Consider the following 21,231-nt stretch of genomic DNA (forward strand, 5'->3'; position numbering starts at 1 on the left):
GTCTCGGCACGGATGACAGCTTAGGGCTTGCGGGCGACTCCGCCCAGCAGCAGCTCCTCCCAGGGCGTGAGCGGGCCGGGCACGCGCTCGTCCGGATGCCACTCGGGGAAGTGCACCACGCCCGGCTCGACCAGCTCCAGGCCGTCGAAGAAGCGCTCGATGGACGGGCGGTCGCGGAAGTGGCCGGTGCCCATCGTGGCCTGCAGCATCACCTCCAGCGCCTTGGCCTTGGGGTTGTCGGAGGCCAGGAAGTTGGAGACGGCCAGGTGGCTGCCACGCGGCAGCGCGTCCGCGTAGGACCTGATCAGCGCGTGCGGGTCCTCCCGGTCGGAGAACAGGTGCAGCAGGCCGATGGCCAGGACCGCCGTGGGCTGCGACAGGTCGATCAGCCGGCGCACGGCCGGGTGGCCGAGCACCGCGGCCACGTCGCGGGCGTCGGCGGTGATGGCCTCGGCACAGGCGTTGCCGCCGAGTATCGCGCGGGCGTGCGGCTCGACCATGGGGTCGATGTCCACGTACACCACCCTGGATCTGGGGTCGGCGAACTGCGCGACCTCATGGGTGTTCTCCACCGTGGGCAGCCCGGCGCCGAGGTCGATGATCTGCCTGATCCCCGCCTCGCGGACCAGGTAGTCGACGACCCGCCCGATGAAGGCGCGGTTGCACCAGACGAGGTCCACCACCTCGGGCACCGCGTCCCTGAGCTTGCGTGCCACCGTGCGGTCGGCGGCGAAGTTCTCCACGCCGCCGAGCAGCGCGTCGTGCACCCGCGCCACGCTCGGCTGCTCCGGGTCCACGCCGGGAGGCGCCCATTCAACGCTCATCCGACCTCCTCGCGCGGATCGTATCCGCACCTGGGGCCCCGGCGCCCGACTGGCGGTGAGTTGTCAGGAGAGTCAGACCCCCAGTCGGACCGTCAAGCGGGACCCGCGAACGTTTATGCGCAAACCCATGGGTAGGTGATGGCTTGCCCGAGAAAGACGGAAGATGAGAGGAAGAGAGCACCGATGGAGCTCTGGAACTATCGACCTGACGTCTACGACCGCGGGCAGGCGCTGGATCTGGTCGGGTACCACGTCCAGGCCACCGACGGGAAGATCGGGTCCGTCGACGAGGCGACGTACGAGGTCGGCGAAAGCTACATCATCGTCGACACCGGTCCGTGGATCTTCGGCAAGAAGGTCCTGCTCCCGGCCCAGGTGATCACGAACATCGATCCCCAGGAACGCAACGTGTTCGTGGCCCGCACCAAGGCCGAGATCAAGGACGCGCCCGAGTTCGACGAGGGCACGTTCAAGGAGCCCGAGTACCGGACGCGGCTGGGGGACTACTACGGCCGCTTCCCTGGGTGACTTGATGCCGCAAGCGGGGGGCCGCGCCGCGAAGGCGCGGCCCTCTGGCGTACCTGACAGAAGATGGCAGGTACGGGTGGCAGGCTGGTCCGCATGACGACGCAAGCAAGCCTCATGGCCTTCACCATCGACTGCGACGACCCCAAGGCGCTGGCCGCGTTCTACCACGAGGTCACCGGAATGGAGATCACCTACTCGGAGGACGAGTACGCCGCCATCACCGACGGGACCGTCAACATCTACTTCGGGCGGGTGCCCGACCGTAAGCCGGTCCAGTGGCCGAGCCCCGACAAGCAGTTCCACCTCGACCTCCAGGTGCCGGACGTGGAGCAGGCGGCCGGAGAGTACGTCGCGCTGGGGGCGACCAGGCCCGAGTTCCAGCCGGGCGTCACCGAGGAGGGCACGCGGTGGATCGTGCTGCAGGACCCGCAGGGGCACCTCTTCTGCGTGTGCCGCAAGTCGTGACGGCGGCCGGCCGGGGCGCGGGGGCCGCGGGGGCCGATGGTGCCTGAGGGCCACCGCCGGCTCAAGGATGCGCCACATGTTCGTGCAGGTCGGGAGCAACTTAAGGTGATTTTTCAGCCTAAAGGATGATTCTGGTGCTTCTGCGGCCTCTTAAGCTGGAGCAATGCTCCTGAAAGGATCCCTGCTCCTGCGCGGGCCGCGATGACCTGGGTCGGCATGCTGATCGCCCTGGCCGGAGCGCTGGGATACGCGCTCGGCGCGGCGATGCAGCAGTTCGAGGTCGTGGCCGAGGGTGCCTCGCTCAGCCTGGTGCGCCGCCCTCGATGGTGGGTGGGCGGCATCATCTCGTTCTCCGGCGCCTGCCTGCACGCCGTGGCGCTGAGCTTCGCCCCGCTGGTGGCCGTGCAGCCGATCAGCGTCGCCACGCTGGTGTTCGCCGTGCCGCTGGCCGCGTTCATGTACGGGCGCAGGCCGTACCGGGCCGAGATCCTCGGCTCGATCGCGGTGGCGGTGGGCCTGCTCTGGCTCATGCTGCTGGTGCCCGCGCACAACGTGACACCCGTGCTGAGCGACGGCGCCGCGCTGGCCTTCATCGCCGTGATCGCGGCGGTCGCGCTGGTCACGCAGCTCGTCGCGAGCCGGGTGCACGGGCCGGCCAAGGCCATGCTGCTGGCCGTGGGGGCCGGAGCCGTGACGGCCAGCGTGTCCACCTTCGTGCGGGTGGTCGGCGGGGGCATGCAGGGTGACTGGGGGCGGCTGATCCACTGGTTCAGCCTGGCCGTGCCCGTGCTGCTGATCTGCGCGGTGGTGCTGCTGCAGCGCTCGTACGCCGTGGGCTACTTCGGCATCGCCTACGCCGGCGTGCAGGTCGTCGACCCCATCACCTCGGTGCTGGCCGGGGCGATCCTGCTCGGGGAGCCGCTGCCCACATCCCCCTCGACGGCCGTGCCCGCCGTGCTGGCCGCCGCGCTCACCATCGGCGGCACGATCACGCTCGGGCGGCTGGCTCCCGACCATCACGCCAAGCCCTCCGCCGCGACGCCCCCGCCGCTGGAGCGGCCCGCGCCGGCCGTCTCCGCCGTCCAGACGTCGGTCACCGTGCAGTCTCAGCCGGTGGACGCCAGCTCAGCACCTCGTCCATCGACCGCAACATCAGATCTGGGCTGAGCCGGGCCGCGGCCGACACCCCGAGATCGCGCATCGCCACCGCCAGCGGGTTGCGCAGCCTGCTCATGCGGCACAGGGCCCAGGAGCGCTGGACGACCTTCGCCGTCCGCTCCGTGCGGGCGGCGCTGTAGGCGGCCAGCGCGCCTTCGGGCGCAGCGCCATCGCGGGCGCCGCCCGCGTGGTGTGCCAGCACCACCCCGTCCTCGATCGCCTGGCAGGCACCCTGCCCCAGGTTCGGCGTCATCGCGTGCGCGGCGTCCCCCACCAGCGCGACCCTGCCCCGGTGGAAGGCGGGCAGCGGCTCGGCGTGGAAGTAGACGTCGTTGCGGATGATCCGGGCGGGATCGGCCGCCCGCAGCAGGGCCGGGATCGGGTCGTGCCAGTCGCCGAACCTGCGCAGCAGCTCCGCGCGCTCGTCGGCGTGGACGGTGCCGGCGGGCAGCACGTCGGTGGCGTAGACGTAGACGACGTCCCCGGCCAGCAGGTGGATGCCGAACACCGCACCCCTGCCCCAGCTCTCGCAGCGCGGAATCGCCAGCCCGCCGCGCGGGATGAGCCCGCGCCAGGCCGTCACCCCCGAGTACACCGGCCCCGGATGCCCGGGGAAGAGGGCACGCCGGAGGGCGGAGTTGATGCCGTCGGCGCCCACGACGAGGTCGGCCTCCAGGTCGCCCGCGTCGGTGCGGACGAGGCCCCGGTCGGCGTCCACCTCGTGCACGGCCGTCCCGAGGCGCAGGTGCTCGCGGCCGAGCGCCTCCGTGAGCACCTCCAGCAGCGTGGCCCGCAACATGATCACCACCGAGTCGCCGTACTTGGCGTCCGCGACGGCCTCCGTGGTGTGCGTCAGCCAGCGGCCGTCCGCCCGGCGCAGCCCGAGCCGGCCCTCCGCGGTGGCCAGCCGCCTGACCTGGTCGCCGACGCCGAGCACGTCGAGCGCCTTGAGCGCGTTGGCCGCGATCGCCAGCCCCGAGCCGACGGGCTCGATCACGGGGACCCGCTCCAGCACGGTGACGTCCCACCCCTTGCGCCGCAGCGCCGCCCCCGCGGCCAGCCCGCCGACGCCCGCGCCGATCACCACAGCCCTGGCCATGACAGCCTCCCCTTCACTACGTCTGTAGTGTCAGCCTACTACGCCTGTAGTCCGGCCTCACTACCGCTGTAGTATCGGGTTTCGTGAAGCGCTCCGACCTCGTCGCCGACACGGCCATCACCCTGCTCGCCGAGCGGGGCATGCGCGGCCTGACCCACCGGGCCGTGGACGAGGCCGCCGGCCTGCCGCCCGGCTCCACGTCCAACCTCGCCCGCACCCGCGCGGCCCTGCTGGAGCTGACGCTGTCACGGCTCACGGAGCTGGAGATGCGGGCGCTCAGCGGGGCCTACGGCAGCGACTCCTACGAACTGGCCCACCTGCCGGAGCGCATGGCCGAGGGGCTGCACGTCCAGCTTCTGGACCGGCGCCGCACGCTGGCCCGCTACGAGCTGGCCCTGGAGGCGACCAGGCGGCCGGAGCTGCGCAGGATCTACGACGAGGCCGGGCGGCGCTTCCGCGACCCGGCCGTCGCCATGCTGGCGGCCATGGGCTCGCCCGACCCGGTGACGCACGCGCGCAACCTGGTGGCGTTCGGGGAGGGGCTGATGTTCGACGCCATCGCCGGCGCGGGCAGCGTCCCCACGCTGGAGGAGCTCGCGGACGCCGTGCGCGACCTGCTGGCGGGCATGCTGCGGGCCGGTGATCAGCGGACTCTCGGCAGCACCTCGCGCTCGTAGAAGTCGAAGAACGCGTCCTGCTCCGGCCCGATCTGGTTGACGTAGACCTCGTCGAACCCGGCGTCCACGTACTGCTTGATGGCCTGGGCGTGCACCTCGGGGTCGGGGCCCACCGGGCTGCCCGCGACGGCCTCGTCCTCGGAGACCATCTCCGCGAGCTGCTCGAAGTGCCGGGGCAGCGGCAGGAGCTGCGCCGCCTCGCCCTTGATGCCCTGCGTGGGCCACAGGCGGTGCACGGTCTTGCGCGCCGCCGCCTCGTCGGCGGCGTAGCAGGCCTTCAGGCCGCCGAGCGCGGGCTTGCCGGTGCCGCCCGCCTCGCGGAAGGCGCGTACGGCGTCGGCGTCCGGCGCGACGGAGACGTAGCCGTCACCCAGCCGCCCGGCCAACGCGATGGACTTCTCGCCCAGCCCCGACACCACGATGGGCGCCGGCTCCTCGGGCAGCGTGTAGAGCCTGGCCGTGTCCACGCGGTAGTGGCGGCCCCGGTGCGTGACCAGCTTGCCGGTGAACAGCTCCCGCATCAGCTCGATGGCCTCCTCCAGCATCTCCAGCCGCTCGCTGAGCGGCGGCCAGCGGGACTCGACCACGTGCTCGTTGAGCGCCTCGCCGGTGCCCACGCCGAGCCGGAACCGGCCGCCGGTGAGAGCGGCCGTGGTGGCGGCGGCCTGGGCGATCACGACCGGGTGCGTACGGACCAGGGGGCAGGTCACGGCGGTGGTGATGGGCAGGGACGTGGCCTCGGCCAGCGCGCCGATCACCGACCAGACGAACGGGGCCTGCCCCTGCGCGTCCAGCCACGGGTGGAAATGGTCGGAGATCCACAGGGCCTCGAACCCGGCGCGTTCTGCGGCCTTGGCCTGGCGCACCAGCTCCTGGGGGCCGTGCTCCTCGCACGACAGGAAATAACCGAAGGTCGTCATGGATTTTCCCCTGCCCGGAAGGCGTAGGTTATGCGGCGCTTTCTGAGGGCAGATGCCAGCCCATGGCTACTTTGCTCTGGATCATCGCAGTAATTCTCGTCATCGCCGGGATCTATGTGATTCTGGCCCGGCGCGACCTACTCTGGGGGATCGTCCTGATCGTCCTCGGTTTCCTGGTCGGGCCTGGTGGGGTCAGTATCTTCAATGTGTAGGGGCGCGGCTCGACCGGTCGACCGCCCCTACCCGACCGCTGGGCCGATCCCCGAGAACGGTCCAGCGGTTTCTACGTTTTGCTAAATATCGACGCTGCCGCTTCACCATTCCCGCACGGCCGGGCATGAGAAGCGGGTGAGCAGATTTTCGCCGTTCAGCCGTTATGAGTCCGGCGCTGCCTCGGCGAGGGTCAGGGACCTGCTCGTACGGCTGCGCATGCGCATGCGCGACGAGGCCATCCTCGACGAGGCGGTCGCCCGGCTCGCCACCGGGCAGGACATCCGGCCGGGCGAGGCGGCCGAGCAGCTCGCGAGGATGGCCCAGCACAGCGGCCTGGAGCTGGTCGAGGTGGCCAAGGGCATCGAGCGCCCGCCCGACGAGCCGCGCCCCGCGCCCGACGTGCCCGGCTGGGTCACCGGCATGCTGGAGGCCGTCCACGCCTCCGCCCTCTATCTCACTCCCGTCCACGACGCCACGGGCCGCGTCGTGGACTTCCTGATCCTCGCCGCCAACCGGCACGCCAGGACGGTGGCCGGGCGGACCGCCGCCGACCTGGCCGGGCACCGGCTCATGGCGGTGCTCCCCGGCGTGGCAGGCTCGGGCCTGCTGGACGACTACATCACCGTCTTCGAGGCCGGCGAGCCCATGCACCGCGACGGGGTCGAGTACGTCGAGGTGCTGGACTACCTGCTCTGGCCCGCCACGCTGAGCGTGCGGGCCTCCCGGGTGGACGACGGGCTGCTGGTGAGCTGGCGCCAGCTGGACGACGAGGAGCTGCTCGTCTCCGGCTGGGAGCGCGCCCAGCGCCTGGCCGAGCTGGGCTGGGGCGAGTGGAACCTGGCCACGCAGCGCACGCTGTGGACGCCCCAGATGTATGAGATGTTCGGCCGCGACCGCGCCGACGGCCCGATGGCGCTGGAGGACCTGCTCACCGTGGTCGTGCCGGAGGACCTGCCGGTCGTCGAGGAGCAGGTGCGCTCGCTGCTGGAGTACCGCGAGGCGGTCGAGACGGAGTTCAGGATCCAGCACCGGCACGGGGTGCGGCACCTGTGCGTGTTCGGCGAGCCGATACTCGACAGCGACGGCGTGCCGGTCAAGGTGCGCTGCCTGGCCCAGGACGTGACGCGCAGCCGGCGCAGGGAGCGGGCCCTGGCCGTGGCGCACGAGCAGGCGCACCGGCAGCGCCAGCGGGCCGAGGAGGAGCACCGGGTCACCGTCCAGCTCCAGGACACGATCGTGCCGATCCGCCGCGGGCTCATCCATCTGCCGGGGCTGACCGTCGGCGTGCGCTACCTGCCCGGCGAGGAGCTCGTCCGGCTCGGCGGCGACTGGTTCAAGGCCCGCCTGCTTCCGGACGGCAGGGTGCTGATCGCCATCGGCGACGCGATGGGGCACGGGCTGACCGCCGCCAGCATCATGCTGCAGATGCGCTCGGGGCTGGCGGGCCTGGCCTACACGCAGGCGCCCGCCGGCCAGCTCGCCACCTGGCTGAACGACCTCATCGTGCACTCCAACGAGGACGTCACCGTGACGGGCACCGCCGTCATCGGCCACTTCGACCCGCAGGACTGCACCTTCCGCTGGACGAGCGCCGGTCACCCGTCGCCCGTGCTGATCAGGAACGGCCGGCCTGAGCCGATCGACGGCGTCCAGGGGATGATGCTGGGCGCGTTCGACGTGACCGAGTATCAGATGACGACGACGCAGCTCCAGCAGGGCGACGTCCTGCTGCTCTACACCGACGGGATCGTCGAGCGGCGCGGGCAGGACCTGGAGACGGGCATCCAGTCCCTGCTCCAGGCCGCGCACCTGTGCGCCGACGACGATCCCGAGCGGATGATCGACTGCCTGCTCAACCGGCTGGGCGGTGACCTGGCCGAGGACGACGTGTGCGTCCTGGCCGTACGGGTGCTCTAGCCCCGCCCGTCAGCCCTCGTGGCTCTGCATGTCGTCCTCGCAGTCGAGGCAGTACACGCAGTACGCCCTGCCGAGCACCGGCAGCGCCACGTTGCGCACCCGGATGCCACCCGGGGTCATGCCCTTCTCGCTGCCCTTGTGCGCGTGCCCGTGCAGGATCAGGTCGGCGCCCGCCGTGTCCACCGCCTCCGCCAGCAGGTAGCTGCCGAGGAAGGGGTAGATCTCGTGCGGCTCGCCCTCCAGCGTCTCCTTGATCGGGGAGTAGTGCGACAGCACCACGCGGTGGTCGGCGACGATCTCCTTCAGCGCCACCTTCCACGCCTCGGCGATGTGGCGGGTGTGGGAGACGAAGTTCTTGATCTCGCGCTCGCCGAACTCGCTGGCGCACTTGCCCGCGAACCCGCCGCCGAACCCCTTCCCGCCGACCACGCCCAGCTTCTTGTCGCCGCACTGCACCACGACGCCGTCGTCGTCGAGCACGATGACGCCGGCGTCACGCAGCTCGCTCGCGATCTCGTACTGCAGGTCGGAGTGGTAGTCGTGGTTGCCGAGCACCGCGACGACGGGGATCGGCAGGCCGCGCAGCTCGTCGGCCACCACCTTGCCCTCCTCCAGCGTGCCGTGCCGGGTGAGGTCCCCGGCCAGCATGAACACGTCCGCGCGGTCCTCGATGCCGTCGAGCTTCTTCCTGTACTGGCCTCTGACGTCCTCACCGAGGTGGATGTCCCCCACGGCGGCTATACGCAGGTCAGTCAAGATGCTCATCCTCCCCCGGCGCGCTGGCCTCAACGACGTTGATCTCGTTGTGCACATGGAGCTCGGGCGCGACCTCGTGCGCCACCTGGCCGAGCCGCTCACGCTGCTCGGCCCCGCTCACCTGCCCGCGCAGGAAAAGCTGGTCGCCTCTGATATCTACGCGAATGCCGAGCTCGTGGGTGCGTCCGTCCTCGGCCAGCGCCTGCTGGACACGGGCCGCGACGTACTGCGGAGCTTCCATCGCTCGCCTCCTTCTTCTGTCGGCGCATGCCCGGGCGCGAACAGCTCAAACGGCACGAATCAGCTCAATGACCGCCCGTTCGACCGGGCCCGCCGTCGCGAGCTGGCCGAAATCCGCGTCCGCCCCCAGTTCGGTCAGCGCCCCTGCGATCGTCCTGTCCTGGTCGTAGGCCTCCACCACGCGCGGGTCCACGTACGACGCCCGCGCCACCGTCGGGGTGTTGCCCAGGTACTCGGAGACCTCCCGCATCACCCGGGTGACGGCGCGCTGCTTGCTGCTGGGGGCCTCGCGCGCCGGCCTGGACACCGCCAGCCCCACCGCCGCCAGGACGGTGGCGTGCCAGGTGCGGAAGTCCTTGGCCGTGACCTCGTAGCCGATGGTCTCGCGCAGGTACTCGTTGATGTCCTCGCTCCTGATGTCGCTCCAGCCGCCCTGGTGCCGGTAGCGCAGCAGCTCGCCGTCCGCGCCCAGGGCCTTGAGCGAGCGCAGCACCTTGCACGCGGCCGGATCGGCCACCTCGACCTCCCGCGCCACGTCGCCCTTGGCCGGGTAGGAACAGGTCACCACACCGCCCGAGCAGGTGACGTGCTCCATCCTCAGCGTGGCCAGACCGTAGGTGTCGTAGCTCTCGCCGCCGATGCGGAAGAAGCCGATGTCGAGCAGCCGGGCGGCGGCGGCCAGCACCCGCTGCCTGGTCAGCCCGCGCCCCTGGAGCTGGTCGTCCACGGTCTTCCTGAACGCCGGCAGCCGCTCGGCCACCTCCAGCACCCGGTCGAACTTGGCCCGGTCCTGCTGCTCCCGCCACTCGTCGTGGTAGCGGTACTGCCGCCGGCCCGCGGAGTCCGTGCCGACGGCCTGGAGATGCCCCCTGGGCGACATGCAGATCCACACGTCCCGCCAGGCAGGTGGGATGGCCAGCGCCTTGATCCGGGCGAGCGTGGCCGGGTCGCGCACCGGGCGGCCGTCGGGGCCCTCGTAGCTGAACCCGCGCCCGCGCCGCCGCCGCACGATGCCCGGCTCGCTCTGGTCACTGGGATGCAGCTCGTCGCCGCGTTGATCTCGCTCGGGCACGCTGGCGGGCTACCCCGCACGTTAGGCGGCAAACGGTACGGGCAGGTGAGCCGCATGTCTGACAACGAAGAATGGCACGAGGAACGGGACCGAAAAGGCCATGCCATGGTGCCCGCCACCCCGCGCGACATCATGCATGTCAGGGTGGGCTCCTTCATCCTGGTGTTCCTGTTCGCGTTCGCGGTGCTGGGCCTGCTCACCGGCGCGTCGGTCATGACGGGCATCGCCGTCGTGCTGGCCGTCATCGTGGCCGTGGACATCGCGCTGGCCGTACGACGCCAGAAGCACCGGCGTGGCGCGGACAGAGAGGCGGGCTGATCACGACATGGCACCACTTCGTGGACGCGTGGTAGTGGTGACGGGCGCGAGCGGCGGGGTCGGGCGCGCGGTGGTGCGCGAGCTCGGCGCCCAGGGTGCCAAGGTGGCGCTCATCGCCCGCGGCACGGCCGGCCTGGGCGCGGCGGCCGTGGACGTCGGGGTGGAGGGCGGCACCGGGCAGGTGTACGAGGCCGACGTGGCCGACTACGAGCAGGTGCGGGCCGCGGCGGAGCGCATCGAGAAGGAGATGGGACCGATCTCCGTCTGGATCAACACCGCCTTCTCCTCCGTCTTCGCCAAGTTCACCGACATCTCCCCCGACGAGTACGAGCGCACGACCGCCGTGACCTACCTGGGCTACGTCTGGGGCACCAAGGTCGCCCTCGACCTGATGCGCCCGCGCAACGCAGGCGCGATCGTCCAGACCGGCTCCGCCCTGTCGCACCGCGGCATCCCCCTGCAGTCGGCGTACTGCGGGGCCAAACACGCCATCAAGGGCTTCACCGAGTCGGTACGCACGGAGCTCATGGCGGATCGCAGCAACGTCCGCGTCACGCTCGTGCAGCTCCCGGCCGTCAACACCCCGCAGTTCGACTGGGTCCTGTCCAAGCTGCGCCGCCATCCGCAGCCCGTGCCGCCGATCTACCAGCCCGAGGTGGCGGCGCGGGCCATCGTGTACGCGGCCATGCACCCCGAGCGCAAGGAGTACTGGGTCGGCACCAGCACCGTCGCCACCCTGCTCGCCCAGCGGATCGCCCCCGCGCTGGTGGACCGGTACCTGGCCAGGACGGGCACCCAGTCGCAGGTCACCGACGAGAAGGCGCCCACCGGGGTGGCCAACCTGTGGGAGCCCGCCGACGAGAGCACCGACTACGGGGCCCATGGATCGTTCGACGATCGTTCGCACGCGCGCAGCCCGCAGGTCTGGCTCTCCCAGCGCCGGCGGCCGATCCTGCTCGGCCTCGCGGGCGGTGCCGCCGCCGCGGCCGTCGCCGCCCTCCGGCGGGCCCGCCGCGCCTGATCCGCCCGCGCGTCCCCTGCGCGCGGTCCACGCCGGCACAGCGTCAGGCGGCCACGGCGGGGTAGGCGGGCTCAAACCATCTCCAGGGAGCTCATGATGCCTGACCGCGATCTTCAGTACCTGGCCGAGCTGGCGGCGCAACTGCGGGTGGACTCCGTACGGGCGGCGGCGGAGGCCGGGTCCGGACACCCGACCTCCTCCATGTCCGCGGCCGACCTGATGGCCGTGCTGTTCGCCTGCCACCTGCGCTACGACTTCGACAACCCGGACAACCCGGCCAACGACCATCTGATCTTCTCCAAGGGGCACGCCTCTCCCCTGCTCTACTCCCTCTACAAGGCGGCCGGTGTGATCAGCGACGAGGAGTTGCTGTCGTTCCGGCGCAGGGGCAGCCGGTTGGAGGGGCATCCCACGCCCCGGCTGCCCTGGGTGGACGTGGCCACCGGCTCGCTCGGGCAGGGGCTGCCCGTCGGGGTGGGGGTGGCGATGGCCGGGCGGCTGGAGCGGTTGCCGTACCGGGTGTGGGTGTTGTGCGGCGACAGCGAGCTGGCCGAGGGCTCCATCTGGGAGGCGGCCGAGCACGCCGGCAGCGAGGGGCTGGCCAACCTGACCGCCATCGTGGACGTGAACCGGCTCGGCCAGCGCGGCCCCACCAGGCACGGCTGGGACACCGGCGCGTACGCGCGCAGGTTCGGCGCATTCGGCTGGCACACGATCGAGATCGACGGGCACGACCCCGGCCAGATCGACTACGCACTCGGCGACGCCTGCAACACGCGGCGCCGCCCGACCGTGATCCTGGCCAAGACCCGCAAGGGCGAAGGGGTGCTGGAGGTCGAGAACCGCGAGGGCGCCCACGGCAAGGCGCTGAAGGATCCGGGCAAGGCCGTGGACGAGCTGGGCGGGCCCAGGGGCGTGCGGGTCGAGGTGCACAAACCGGAGGCGGGCGCGGTGCCGTTCCGGTTCGGGAGCAACGGGGTGAAGCTGCCTTCCTACCCGGTGGGCGAGCGGGTGGCGACGCGGACGGCGTACGGGGCGGCGCTGGCGGCGCTCGGCTCGGCGCGCGGCGACGTGGTGGCGCTGGACGGCGAGGTGGCGGACTCGACGAAGACGGAGACGTTCGGCAAGGAGCACCCCGACCGGTTCTTCGAGATGTACATCGCCGAGCAGCAGCTCGTCGCGGCGGCCGTCGGCATGCAGGTGCGCGGGTGGAAGCCGTTCGCCGCCACGTTCGCGGCGTTCCTGACCAGGGCGCACGACTTCATCAGGATGGCCGGCGTGAGCCGGGCGGACATCCGGCTGGTCGGCTCGCACGCCGGGGTGGCGATCGGCGAGGACGGGCCCTCGCAGATGGGTCTGGAGGATCTGGCGATGATGCGGACGGTGCACGGCAGCACCGTGCTCTACCCGTGCGACGCCAACCAGACGGCGGCCCTGATCGCCGAGATGGCGGACCTGGAGGGTGTGTCCTACCTGCGGACCACGCGGGGTGACACGCCGGTGATCTACCAGCCGGGCGAGCGGTTCACGGTGGGCGGCTCGCGGGTGCTGCGGCACACGCCCGGCGACCGGGCCACGATCGTGGCCGCGGGCGTCACCGTGCACGAGGCGCTGGCGGCGGCCGACGACCTGCAGCAGGACGGCATCCCCGTCGGGGTCATCGACCTGTACTCCATCAAGCCCGTGGACACGGCGGCGCTGGCCGAGGCGGCGACCACCACCGGGAACCTGATCACGGTGGAGGACCACCGGGTCGAGGGCGGGCTGGGCGACGCGGTGACGGACGCGGTGAGCGAGCTGGGGCCGCGGGTGGTGAAGCTGGCGGTGACCGAGCTGCCCGGGTCCGCGACGCCGCAGGAGCAGCTCGCCGACGCCCGCATCGACCGCCACGCGATCGCCGAGGCGGTCAAGCGGCTGTTGTGAGCACCTGCTCGGGACATGAAGGAGGGCCGGCGATCCGGGGGGATCGGCGGCCCTCTGCTCGTGGCGGCGCCCCGCGTCAGCGGGACTTGGCCTTGGTGGACTTCTTGGTGGACGTGGACTTCGTCTTGGACGTCGACTTCGGCCCCGACTTCGTCTTCGAAGTCGTCGACTTCGGCCCGGAGTTCACCTTGGCCGTCGTCCTGGAGCCGGTCCTCGACGAGGTGGCCGCCCTCGTGCTCGACTTCGTCCCGGACTTCGTCGTCCCGGACTTCGTGGAACTGGACTTCGTCGAGCCGGACTTCGTCGTGCCGGACTTCGTCGTGCCGGACTTCGTCGTGCCGGACTTCGTCGTGCTGGACTTGGTCGTGCTCGACTTGGCGCCGTTGGACTTGGCGCCGTTGGACTTCGCACTCGGGCGGGACTTCGCCGTGGCCGTCTTGTTGGCCTTCTGGATGGCGGTGACCAGCTCCTGCTTGGTCATCTTGGACCGGCCCGTGACACCGAGCTTGGCGGCCACCTGCTGCAGGTGGTCCTTGCTCGCGTTGGCGTCCACGCCTCCGGCCGTCCGGCCGGAGCGGTCGGTGGCGCCCTTGTCGGAAGGGCCCTTGCCGTCCTTCGCCTCCCAGTGGTCGCCGACCTTCTCGAAGGAGTGCTTGAGCGCGGCGAACGCGGTCATGTGGGCGCGCCGTCCCTCGCCGTACTCCTTGACGGCCGAGTCGTGCGCCTTGATCCACGTGTTCTGCGCCTTTTTCGGAGAACGCTTGATGGTCGACGGCAGCTCTTCAACGGCTGGCATGTCGATTCACCTCCTACAGCGGTGGTTCGTCGTAGTGGCGACGCTCCTCGTAGACCGTGGTCCTGCGCGTCTCCGGCTCCTCGTAGATCTCGTGCCGGTGCACCGGCTCGTCGATCGGGCCGACCGCACGGCGGGTGACGGTGATCCTGTATATGCCGAACAGGAGCCCGACCAGGCCACCGAGCATGAGGATGACGCCCACTACGTTGATGTCGAGGCCGGCGAGGTCGAACTCGACGGCCCAGGTGAGGATCGCACCGAGCATGATGAGGATGATGCTTCCGGCGATGGTCATCAGATTTACCTCCTTGACACGAAGGAACCTCTATCCACATGTCGAAAAACAAACCAGTCGTGATGATCGGGCTGATGGGCTCGGGCAAGTCGACCTCCGGCCGATTGATCGCCGAGGCGCTCGGGCTGCCGTTAAGCGACAGCGACCAGTACCTCCAGGAGAGGCACGGCGCCACCTCCGCGCCGATCGCCGCCCGCGAGGGCAAGGAGGCGCTGCACCGGTACGAGGCCGAGCACGTGCTGGAGGAGCTGGCGGGTGAGCCGAAGGTGATCGCCGCGGCGGCCAGCACGCTGGAGAACGCCGAGGTGCGCGCGGCGCTACGCGAGGCGTTCGTGGTCTGGGTGGACGCCGACGACGCGGTGCTGGCCGAGCGCATGCGCACCAGCAAGCACCGCCCCGACTACGACCCGGGTGAGATGCGGGCGCGTCGCGAGCGGTACTTCCGTGAGGTCGCGGACCTGGTGTGCGATGTCGGCGTGCTCTCTCCCGAGCAGGTAAGGGACGAGGTGCTGGGCAAAATGAGTTTGCCCGCCGTTGATCGCGACTGATAGCCAATGAGGATGTTCGCCGAGAAACCCACTTTGAAGGGCGAGCGCGTGACGCTGTGCCCGGTCGGTACCGAGCACGTCGAGGGCCTGCTCGAGCTGGTGTCTGACCCGGACGTGCGCCGCCTGACGGGCTCGCACGCCGGGTTCGAGAAGGAGCAGCTGCGCATGTGGTACGCCACGCGCGGCGACCAGCCCGACCGGCTCGACCTGGCGATCATGGCGGACGGCGCGTACGTGGGCGAGGTCGTGCTCAACGAGCTCGACGCCCCCAACCTGGCGTGCAACCTGCGCATCGGGCTGATCGGCCCCCGCGTGTTCGGCAAGGGGTACGGCACGGAGGCCATCGAGCTGGTCCTCGCGCACGCCTTCACCACCACGCCGCTGCACCGGATCAGGCTGGGCGTCTACGCCTTCAACGAGCGGGCGCGGCACGTCTACAAGAAGCTCGGCTTCGTCGAGGAGGGCGTCGAGCGCGACGCCCTGCTGTGGGACGGGGAGTGGCACGACGCCGTGCTGATGGCCATCCTGCGTCCGCAGTGGGAGGCCGGATCGCGAAGCCTGGCATAATGATCATGACGCATGGGTCCCCCGAGGCGCGCGGGGGACCTATGACGTCCCTCCCGGTCAGGTGGCTCCGGACAACCAATGGGCGGTGTCGTGCATCTAAGCTCCAGTGACGATGCGCTTGGTGCCCGGTGACCCCGAGAGGCTTGGCGGCTGTTGGCTGGCCGCCAGGCTGGGCGCGGGTGGGCGCGGAGTCGTCTACGACGCCTACGACGACGAGGGGCGCAGGTTCGCGGTCACGGTGCCGCGAGGCGAGGTGGGGCGCCGGTACGAGCGGGTGACGTGCCGCCGGCTGGCGGAGGTGGTCGCCGTCGGGTCCGACGACGGCGTGCCGTACGTGGTCAGCGAGTACGTCGACGGCCCCGACCTGCGGCAGGCCGTCGCGCTGCACGGGCCGTACACAGGTGACGAGCTGGTCGCGCTGGCCGGGGCGCTGGCGGAGGCGCTGCGCGCGCTGCACGAGGCCGGGCTGACCCATCGCGGGCTGAACCCGGAGAGCGTGCTGCTGGCCGGCGACGGGCCCAAGGTGATCGAGCTGGGGCTGCCGGTGGCCGGGCCGGTGGGCGCGTACACGTACCAGGCGCCCGAGGTGCTCACCGGTCAGGCGGCCGAGGCGCCGGCGGACGTGTTCGCGTGGGGCGCCGTGGTGCTGTTCGCGGCGAGCGGGGACGACCCGTTCTGCGGGGAGAGCCTCGGCGGGATCATGCACCGGCTGCTGACCGTCGACCCGGACCTGAGCTGCCTGCCCGACTCCCTGTGCGAGCTGGTCGGGCGGGCGCTGGCCAAGGACCCCGCCGCCCGTCCCACGGCGGCCGAGCTGGTGGTGGACAGCGAGGCGGAGGTGCGCCCGCCGGAGGCATACGTCCGGCAGCGGTCGCTGGGCGAGCTGGCCGAGGAGGTGTACGCGGAGCTCACGCCCGCCCAGCAGCAGGAGGTGCCCGGGCTGCTGCTGCGCCTGCTCGACGGCGACACGCCGCACGACGAGGGCGACGTGCTGCGGCCGCTCATGGAGGCCGGGCTGCTGGTACGCCGCAGCGTCCGCGTGCCGGCCGTCGAGACGTCCGTCGGCAAGCTGGTGGCCGTCAGCGACGACCGGGTGGCGCCGGCCAGCGCCGCGCTCTACCGGGCCTGGCCGCGGCTGCGCGGCTGGGTGGCCGACGAGCGCGAGGGCATGGTGGTGCACCGCCACATCAGGCAGGCCGCCAGACAGTGGTCGCAGCACCGGCGCGGGCGCGGTCACCTGCTGCGCGGCCATGAGCTCGACACGGCGCTCGGCTGGGCCGCCACCAAGCGCCGCCATGTACGGCTGAACCAGCTCGAACGCGACTTCATCCACGACAGCGTGGCCCTGTCCAAGCAGCGCAGGAAGCTGCTCATGCCTTCGCTGGCGTCGGTGGCGGCCGTGCTGGCGGTGGCGGTCACGATGACGGTCGTGTCCGTTCACGGGCAGAACGACCTGCGCGAGCGCCTCATCCAGGCCGACGCCCGCGCGGTGGCCGCCAGGGCGGAGACCCTGCGCACTTCCGACCCGCGCACGGCGATGCGCCTGAGCGTGGCCGCGTGGCGGCTGGCGCCGGTGTTCGAGGCGCGGGCGGCGCTGCAGGCCTCGCTGGTGCAGCCGGAGCTGGGCGTGTTCACCGACCCGGACGCCGAGGTCCGGGCCCGCTACCTGCTGCGCGGCGACACCCTGGTCCGATGGGACACCGGGTCTCTCACCGTCTGGGACGTGCCGTCGAGGCGGCGGGTGGCGTCGTACGCGCTGCCTGCCGACACCGCGGCCCTCAGCGACGACGGCCGGTACGCGGAGTCGCTCGACGGCGGCCCTCTCGACGTGACCACCGGCCGCGCGCCCGCCGGCACCGTCTACGCGATCAGCCGGGGGAACCGGACGCGGGTCTACCGGGGGACGCGCGTGCTGCTCGACGTGACCGACGCGAAGGTGGCCGTCTCCCCTGACGGCACCCGGGCGGCCGTCTCGCGGCTGACCGGGCGGGTCGAGCTGTGGAACCTGGTCCCGCGCCGCGCCTCCCGCACCGGGGCCGTCGAGGTGGACCCCCTCACGGGCGCGGACGCCGCCGCTCCCGCCCTCGCCTTCAGCCCCGACGGGCGGACGCTGGCGGTGGCGGGGCGGGATGGGGTCACGTTGGTGGGGTCGAAGGAGGTGGGGTCGCGTGCGGGGGCGGTCGAGATGTTCGGGGCCGCTGTGGAGCCTGGGCCCGACACGCCTGCCGATCTGGGGCGGGTCACGCAGGCCGGGCCGAATGTCGGTGCGGTGCCGAGCCCGGGGGTGCTCGCGCTCCCGGTCCCGTCTCCCTCGCCGACCCAGCCTTCGCCGGGTTCCGCCGCCTCCCAGGCTCCGGTGACAGGCGGATCCCCGCCTTCCGCGGGCACCACGCAGGCTCCGGCAGCGGACGCCTCTCGCAGTCCGGCAGCGGTCACGTCGCAAGCACCGGTGGCGAGCGCCTCCCGCGTTCCGACAGCGGGCGCGTCACAGAGCACCGCGCCGCAGCCGCACGGGACCGGTCAGGCGGCCCGGCCGGGTGGCGACGCGGAGACGGCATCCCCCACCGGGCGCCGGCCCAGCACCGAGCAGGCCGACGGCCAAGGCGATGGGCAAGGCGACCGGCGAGGCGATGGGCAAGGCGACAGCCGTGGAGACAGCCGTGGCGACGGGCAAGGTGACGGCCGAGGTGGCAAGGAGCCCGGCGAGGACGGGGCGTGGGGCGTCGAGGTCGTGGACGGGCTGGAGACGCCCCCGGGCGCGTCGGCGGGCCCGCTGGTCTTCAGCCCCGACGGCAACCTCCTGGCCCTCCCCGGCGACGGCGAGGTCCGCGTCTGGAACGTCGCCGAACGCCGCCTGGCCGGCTCCTACCCGCTCAAGGACCCCGGCCACGACCTGACCTTCTCCTCGGACGGCCGCCAGCTCCGCTACCTCAGCGGCATCGGCTCGGTCGTCTCCCTCGACGTGTCCGGCCTGCCCGCGCCGTCCGACGACGGCCACATCGCCGCGTTCTCGGGCAACGGCCGGGTCGCGGCCAAGGAGGTCGGGAACGCCATCGAGCTGACCGACACCGAGCAGCGCAGGAAGCTGGGCCGCATCGCGGCGGCCGGTGACCTGGCGTTCGACGCGGGCGGGCGGCTGCTGGCGGTGGCGGGCGACCCGGTGACCGTGTGGGAGGTGTCGGGCGGCAGGCAGGTGGCCACCATCGAGGCGGGCGGCGACGTACCGGCCGTGGCGCTCTCCCCCGACGGCGGCACCCTGGCCACCGCGCGCGGCAGGACGCTGGAGACCTGGGACGTGCGCACCGCGCGGCGCATCAAGGCCTACGAAGGCGCGGGCGACCTGGCGCTGGCCTTCAGCCCCGACGGCACCACGCTGGCCGCCGGCCCGAACCTGCTCGACCTGCCCACCGGCCGCATCACCCCGCTCGACCTCACCGACGCGGCCGCCCCGACCGCGCTGGCCTTCTCCTCCGACGGCCGCCGGCTGGCGATCGCCCTGGAGGGCGGCAGGGTGCTGCTGTGGGACGTACGCGAGCGCCGCTCCGTCGGCACCATCGAGACCGGCTCGGCCCCGGTGGACGAGCTGCGCTTCTCCCCCGGTGGCGACCTGCTGGCCGTGGACGCCGGCCGTACCTCGTTGTGGGACACCACCGCGCTGCGCGAGGTCGGCCAGGTCGGGCCGTGGGCCGCGGGGCTGGCCTTCAGTCAGGACGGCAAGCGGCTGCGCGGGGTGGCGCTCGACGGAACCGTACGGGAGGTCGCGGTCGATCCCGGGCTGACGGCGCGCGAGGTGTGCGCCAGGGCGGGCGGCGCGCTGACCAGGGCGGAGTGGGCCCGCCTGATCCCGGAGAGCGACTATCAGGACAGCTGCTGACGGTACGGCGCCGGCGAGCCGCCTCCCGTCCGGTCAGCTGACGACCTTGAGCACCTTGCCCTGGGGGCTGGCCACCAGGTAGCCGCCGCGGCTGTACTCGTCGGAGGCGTAGACCAGCAGCACCTGCCGGGTCGAGGTGAAAGAGTAGTCGGGCTCCACGATCATGTGGTGGGACATCGGCGGCTTGGCGCCGAGGTCGCTCTTCGCCTTCTTGAGCAGGCTCGGCAGGGCACTCCAGTCGAACTTGGCCAGGTCCACCAGCGGCGTGTCGAACGTGCTGCCCCGCCTGGGGCCGGTCACGTCGCCGTCGCGGTAGTCGTAGCTGTCGTAGACCTGCGGGTCGTCCTTGCGGGGGATGTCCACGGAGGCGTGGGTCGGGTGGATCGTCATCCTGACGATCCTGGTACCGCCGATGACCGGCTTCAGCTTGGCGATCATGCCGCGCATGCCCGCGGGGGTCAGCAGGTTCTTCTCCGCGGGCTCCTCGGTGGGCTCCTCGGTGGGCTCCGCCGAAGGGTCCTCGGCGACGTCCGCGGTGGTGGTGGGATCGTTCCTGAGGGTCAGGCGGGTGGCCTGGGGGTCGCCGTCGCCGGTGCCGCCGCCGGGGGTGAGCATGGGGGCGAACTGCCACACCAGCACGGCCACCACCGCGATCACCGCCACCGACACGGACACCGCCATCGCCGCTCCCCGCCTGTTGCGCCGGCTGCGGCGGGTGTGCGCGGTGTCGGCGCCCGGGACCGGCCCCGAGCCCCATGGGGGCGGCTGCTGCGCCGACTTCGGGTAACCGGGCGGCATGGTGTGCCCGGAGCCTGGCCCGAACGGCCCGGATCCGCCAGGCCCAGCGCCCGGCTGCCCTGGCGCGGCACCCATGTGCCCAGGTGCGGCTGACCCGGCGCTCATGTGGCCGGGCGCGGCGGGCCCAGCGCCCGACTGCCCAGGCCCGGCACCCAGTTGCCCAGGCGCCTGGGCCCCCGCGCTCATCTGGCCGGGCGCGGGCGCCATGGGCTGCGGGATCGGCGCGCCGGCGGCGTACTGGCCGGGCTGCGGCATCGCGGGCCCGGATGGTGCCGCGCTGAACGGCTGCGGTGGCAGGCCGGACGGTGGCAGGCCGGACGGTGGCAGGCCGGACGGTGGCAGGCCGGACGGCTGGGGTGCCGGGCCGGGTGGTGGCGGTGGGGTGGTGCCGGTTTCGGCCGCGGCCAGCATCCGGTCCAGGGTTTCGGGATCGGGCCGCCCCGCCGGGTCGCGTACGAGCAGGGCGCTCAGCACGGGACCGAGCGCCCCGGCCCGCTCAGCAGGCGGCACCTCCTGGTTCAGCACGGCGGCCAGCGTCGCCAGGGTCGTGCTGCGGCGCAGCGGATGCCGCCCCTCCACCGCGACGTACAACATCATGCCCAGCGACCAGAAGTCGGAGGCCGGATCGCCCTCGACGCCGTTGATCCGCTCGGGCGCCATGTACTCGGGCGAGCCGATGAACGACCCGGTGGCCGTGAGGCTGGTGGACTCGCGCATCGCCGCGATGCCGAAGTCGGTCAGCACCGACCGGCCGTCCTCGCGCAGCAGGACGTTGGCGGGCTTGACGTCGCGGTGCTGGATGCCGACGGCGTGGGCGGCCCGCAGCCCCGACAGGACCTCGCGGCCGAGCCGCGCGGCCTCCCTGACCGGTAGCGGGCCGTGCTGGAGGTGGTCCTGGAGGGAGCCGCCGGTGACCAGCTCCATGACGATCCAGGGGTAGCCCTGCTCGCCCGGGTCCACGATGTGGTGGATGGTGGCCACGTGGGGATGGTTCAGCCGGGCGAGGGCGCGGGCCTCGCGCAGCACCCTGGAGCGCAGCTCGCGGGCGAGGGTGGGGTCGTGCTCCTCCATGGAGGGGTCGGGCGGGCGCACCTCCTTGAGCGCGACCTCGCGGTGCAGGGCCACGTCCCAGGCCCGCCAGACCAGGCCCATGCCCCCGCCACCGAGCCGCTCCACGAGCTCGAAGCGGCCGTCGATCACCCTCTTGTGCATGCAGAGCAGC

General features: G+C 72.1%; 20 protein-coding genes and 1 pseudogene. 12 read left to right on the forward strand and 9 right to left on the reverse strand.

Translation table 11 applies throughout. The annotated features are described in order from the left end of the window. Nucleotides 1-20 precede the first annotated feature (20 nt). The gene (locus tag LCN96_RS47015; protein ID WP_225268891.1) at nucleotides 21-824 is read right to left on the reverse strand and encodes an SAM-dependent methyltransferase; all 804 of its coding nucleotides are present in this window, start codon (nucleotides 822-824) and stop codon (nucleotides 21-23) included. A 183-nt stretch (nucleotides 825-1,007) separates the two neighbouring features. On the opposite strand from LCN96_RS47015, the gene LCN96_RS47020 reads away from it, so the two are divergent. The 3 genes from LCN96_RS47020 to LCN96_RS47030 all read left to right on the forward strand — a co-directional run bounded on the left by LCN96_RS47020 (nucleotide 1,008) and on the right by LCN96_RS47030 (nucleotide 2,984). Next, nucleotides 1,008-1,352 carry a PRC-barrel domain-containing protein gene (locus LCN96_RS47020; protein WP_225268892.1) on the forward strand — a complete coding sequence of 115 codons (345 nt, stop codon included), beginning with the start codon at nucleotides 1,008-1,010 and terminating at the stop codon, nucleotides 1,350-1,352. 93 nt (nucleotides 1,353-1,445) lie between these two features. After that, nucleotides 1,446-1,817, forward strand: coding sequence for a VOC family protein (locus LCN96_RS47025; protein ID WP_225268893.1), 372 nt, complete (start codon nucleotides 1,446-1,448; stop codon nucleotides 1,815-1,817). Between the two features lie 201 nt (nucleotides 1,818-2,018). After that, complete coding sequence (locus LCN96_RS47030) at nucleotides 2,019-2,984, forward strand: DMT family transporter (RefSeq protein ID WP_225268894.1); 966 nt, start codon at nucleotides 2,019-2,021, stop codon at nucleotides 2,982-2,984. Here LCN96_RS47030 and LCN96_RS47035 read toward each other — a convergent pair. Further along, on the reverse strand, nucleotides 2,911-4,074 hold the full coding sequence (locus LCN96_RS47035) for an FAD-dependent monooxygenase (RefSeq protein WP_225268895.1): 1,164 nt from the start codon (nucleotides 4,072-4,074) through the stop codon (nucleotides 2,911-2,913). The two genes, LCN96_RS47030 and LCN96_RS47035, sit on opposite strands and share 74 nt — an antisense overlap. Nucleotides 4,075-4,157: 83 nt before the next feature. Here LCN96_RS47035 and LCN96_RS47040 point away from each other — a divergent pair, with 83 nt between their 5' ends. Further along, on the forward strand, nucleotides 4,158-4,751 hold the full coding sequence (locus LCN96_RS47040) for a TetR/AcrR family transcriptional regulator (RefSeq protein WP_225268896.1): 594 nt from the start codon (nucleotides 4,158-4,160) through the stop codon (nucleotides 4,749-4,751). Here LCN96_RS47040 and LCN96_RS47045 read toward each other — a convergent pair. After that, nucleotides 4,718-5,671: a TIGR03557 family F420-dependent LLM class oxidoreductase gene (locus LCN96_RS47045; RefSeq protein ID WP_225268897.1), complete on the reverse strand. Its 954-nt coding sequence runs from the start codon at nucleotides 5,669-5,671 to the stop codon at nucleotides 4,718-4,720. The two genes, LCN96_RS47040 and LCN96_RS47045, sit on opposite strands and share 34 nt — an antisense overlap. 62 nt (nucleotides 5,672-5,733) lie before the next feature. Between LCN96_RS47045 and LCN96_RS47050 the strand changes: the two genes are divergently transcribed. Further along, nucleotides 5,734-5,883 (forward strand): GPGG-motif small membrane protein, encoded by a 150-nt coding sequence (locus tag LCN96_RS47050; protein WP_020543887.1) that lies wholly within the window; start codon nucleotides 5,734-5,736, stop codon nucleotides 5,881-5,883. Between the two features lie 136 nt (nucleotides 5,884-6,019). Continuing rightward, on the forward strand, nucleotides 6,020-7,801 hold the full coding sequence (locus LCN96_RS47055; protein ID WP_225268898.1) for a PP2C family protein-serine/threonine phosphatase: 1,782 nt from the start codon (nucleotides 6,020-6,022) through the stop codon (nucleotides 7,799-7,801). Nucleotides 7,802-7,810: 9 nt separating this feature from the next. Here the strand turns inward: LCN96_RS47055 and LCN96_RS47060 are convergent, their stop codons facing one another. From LCN96_RS47060 to LCN96_RS47070, 3 genes are read right to left on the reverse strand one after another with little or no spacing between them, the layout of a single operon-like run. Next, nucleotides 7,811-8,557, reverse strand: a complete 747-nt coding sequence (locus LCN96_RS47060; RefSeq protein WP_225268899.1) for a metallophosphoesterase family protein — start codon at nucleotides 8,555-8,557, stop codon at nucleotides 7,811-7,813. Then, the gene (locus LCN96_RS47065; RefSeq protein ID WP_225268900.1) at nucleotides 8,550-8,798 is read right to left on the reverse strand and encodes a BON domain-containing protein; all 249 of its coding nucleotides are present in this window, start codon (nucleotides 8,796-8,798) and stop codon (nucleotides 8,550-8,552) included. Before LCN96_RS47065 ends, LCN96_RS47060 begins: the two co-directional genes overlap by 8 nt. Before the next feature lie 45 nt (nucleotides 8,799-8,843). Continuing rightward, entirely contained in the window at nucleotides 8,844-9,869 is a 1,026-nt protein-coding gene (locus LCN96_RS47070; RefSeq protein ID WP_225268901.1) for a DNA topoisomerase IB, read from the reverse strand. A 54-nt stretch (nucleotides 9,870-9,923) separates the two neighbouring features. Here LCN96_RS47070 and LCN96_RS47075 point away from each other — a divergent pair, with 54 nt between their 5' ends. From LCN96_RS47075 to LCN96_RS47085, 3 genes are all read left to right on the forward strand, one after another. Continuing rightward, a complete protein-coding gene (locus LCN96_RS47075; protein WP_225268902.1) occupies nucleotides 9,924-10,187 on the forward strand; it encodes a hypothetical protein in 264 nt (87 codons plus the stop codon). A gap of 7 nt (nucleotides 10,188-10,194) precedes the next feature. After that, a complete protein-coding gene (locus tag LCN96_RS47080; RefSeq protein ID WP_225268903.1) occupies nucleotides 10,195-11,208 on the forward strand; it encodes an SDR family oxidoreductase in 1,014 nt (337 codons plus the stop codon). 93 nt (nucleotides 11,209-11,301) lie between these two features. Then, a complete protein-coding gene (locus LCN96_RS47085) occupies nucleotides 11,302-13,131 on the forward strand; it encodes a transketolase (RefSeq protein WP_225268904.1) in 1,830 nt (609 codons plus the stop codon). A 415-nt stretch (nucleotides 13,132-13,546) separates the two neighbouring features. Here the strand turns inward: LCN96_RS47085 and LCN96_RS47090 are convergent. After that, a pseudogene (locus LCN96_RS47090) lies at nucleotides 13,547-13,927 on the reverse strand (ChaB family protein); the annotation flags it as partial. 13 nt (nucleotides 13,928-13,940) lie between these two features. Continuing rightward, on the reverse strand, nucleotides 13,941-14,222 hold the full coding sequence (locus LCN96_RS47095) for a hypothetical protein (protein WP_080045654.1): 282 nt from the start codon (nucleotides 14,220-14,222) through the stop codon (nucleotides 13,941-13,943). A gap of 38 nt (nucleotides 14,223-14,260) precedes the next feature. Here LCN96_RS47095 and LCN96_RS47100 point away from each other — a divergent pair, with 38 nt between their 5' ends. The 3 genes from LCN96_RS47100 (at nucleotide 14,261) to LCN96_RS47110 (ending at nucleotide 19,211) form a co-directional block, all read left to right on the forward strand. Further along, nucleotides 14,261-14,770: a shikimate kinase gene (locus LCN96_RS47100; RefSeq protein ID WP_225268905.1), complete on the forward strand. Its 510-nt coding sequence runs from the start codon at nucleotides 14,261-14,263 to the stop codon at nucleotides 14,768-14,770. A 12-nt stretch (nucleotides 14,771-14,782) separates the two neighbouring features. Continuing rightward, nucleotides 14,783-15,337 carry a GNAT family N-acetyltransferase gene (locus tag LCN96_RS47105; protein ID WP_225268906.1) on the forward strand — a complete coding sequence of 185 codons (555 nt, stop codon included), beginning with the start codon at nucleotides 14,783-14,785 and terminating at the stop codon, nucleotides 15,335-15,337. A 121-nt stretch (nucleotides 15,338-15,458) separates the two neighbouring features. Beyond that, complete coding sequence (locus tag LCN96_RS47110; protein ID WP_225268907.1) at nucleotides 15,459-19,211, forward strand: protein kinase domain-containing protein; 3,753 nt, start codon at nucleotides 15,459-15,461, stop codon at nucleotides 19,209-19,211. A gap of 33 nt (nucleotides 19,212-19,244) precedes the next feature. Here the strand turns inward: LCN96_RS47110 and LCN96_RS47115 are convergent, their stop codons facing one another. After that, on the reverse strand, nucleotides 19,245-21,221 hold the full coding sequence (locus LCN96_RS47115) for a serine/threonine-protein kinase (protein WP_225268908.1): 1,977 nt from the start codon (nucleotides 21,219-21,221) through the stop codon (nucleotides 19,245-19,247). Nucleotides 21,222-21,231 lie beyond the last annotated feature (10 nt).

The sequence above is a fragment of the Nonomuraea gerenzanensis genome (assembly GCF_020215645.1).
Classification (GTDB): Bacteria; Actinomycetota; Actinomycetes; order Streptosporangiales; family Streptosporangiaceae; genus Nonomuraea; species Nonomuraea gerenzanensis.

What these genes read in the sequence shown, in the direction of transcription:
- LCN96_RS47015 (WP_225268891.1), bottom strand. Translation starts at nt 824, where the DNA reads ATGAGCGTTGAATGGGCGCCTCCCGGCGTGGACCCGGAGCAGCCGAGC.
- LCN96_RS47020 (WP_225268892.1), top strand. Translation starts at nt 1,008, where the DNA reads ATGGAGCTCTGGAACTATCGACCTGACGTCTACGACCGCGGGCAGGCG.
- LCN96_RS47025 (WP_225268893.1), top strand. Translation starts at nt 1,446, where the DNA reads ATGACGACGCAAGCAAGCCTCATGGCCTTCACCATCGACTGCGACGAC.
- LCN96_RS47030 (WP_225268894.1), top strand. Translation starts at nt 2,019, where the DNA reads ATGACCTGGGTCGGCATGCTGATCGCCCTGGCCGGAGCGCTGGGATAC.
- LCN96_RS47035 (WP_225268895.1), bottom strand. Translation starts at nt 4,074, where the DNA reads ATGGCCAGGGCTGTGGTGATCGGCGCGGGCGTCGGCGGGCTGGCCGCG.
- LCN96_RS47045 (WP_225268897.1), bottom strand. Translation starts at nt 5,671, where the DNA reads ATGACGACCTTCGGTTATTTCCTGTCGTGCGAGGAGCACGGCCCCCAG.
- LCN96_RS47050 (WP_020543887.1), top strand. Translation starts at nt 5,734, where the DNA reads ATGGCTACTTTGCTCTGGATCATCGCAGTAATTCTCGTCATCGCCGGG.
- LCN96_RS47065 (WP_225268900.1), bottom strand. Translation starts at nt 8,798, where the DNA reads ATGGAAGCTCCGCAGTACGTCGCGGCCCGTGTCCAGCAGGCGCTGGCC.
- LCN96_RS47075 (WP_225268902.1), top strand. Translation starts at nt 9,924, where the DNA reads ATGTCTGACAACGAAGAATGGCACGAGGAACGGGACCGAAAAGGCCAT.
- LCN96_RS47080 (WP_225268903.1), top strand. Translation starts at nt 10,195, where the DNA reads ATGGCACCACTTCGTGGACGCGTGGTAGTGGTGACGGGCGCGAGCGGC.
- LCN96_RS47085 (WP_225268904.1), top strand. Translation starts at nt 11,302, where the DNA reads ATGATGCCTGACCGCGATCTTCAGTACCTGGCCGAGCTGGCGGCGCAA.
- LCN96_RS47095 (WP_080045654.1), bottom strand. Translation starts at nt 14,222, where the DNA reads ATGACCATCGCCGGAAGCATCATCCTCATCATGCTCGGTGCGATCCTC.
- LCN96_RS47100 (WP_225268905.1), top strand. Translation starts at nt 14,261, where the DNA reads ATGTCGAAAAACAAACCAGTCGTGATGATCGGGCTGATGGGCTCGGGC.
- LCN96_RS47105 (WP_225268906.1), top strand. Translation starts at nt 14,783, where the DNA reads ATGTTCGCCGAGAAACCCACTTTGAAGGGCGAGCGCGTGACGCTGTGC.
- LCN96_RS47115 (WP_225268908.1), bottom strand. Translation starts at nt 21,221, where the DNA reads ATGCACAAGAGGGTGATCGACGGCCGCTTCGAGCTCGTGGAGCGGCTC.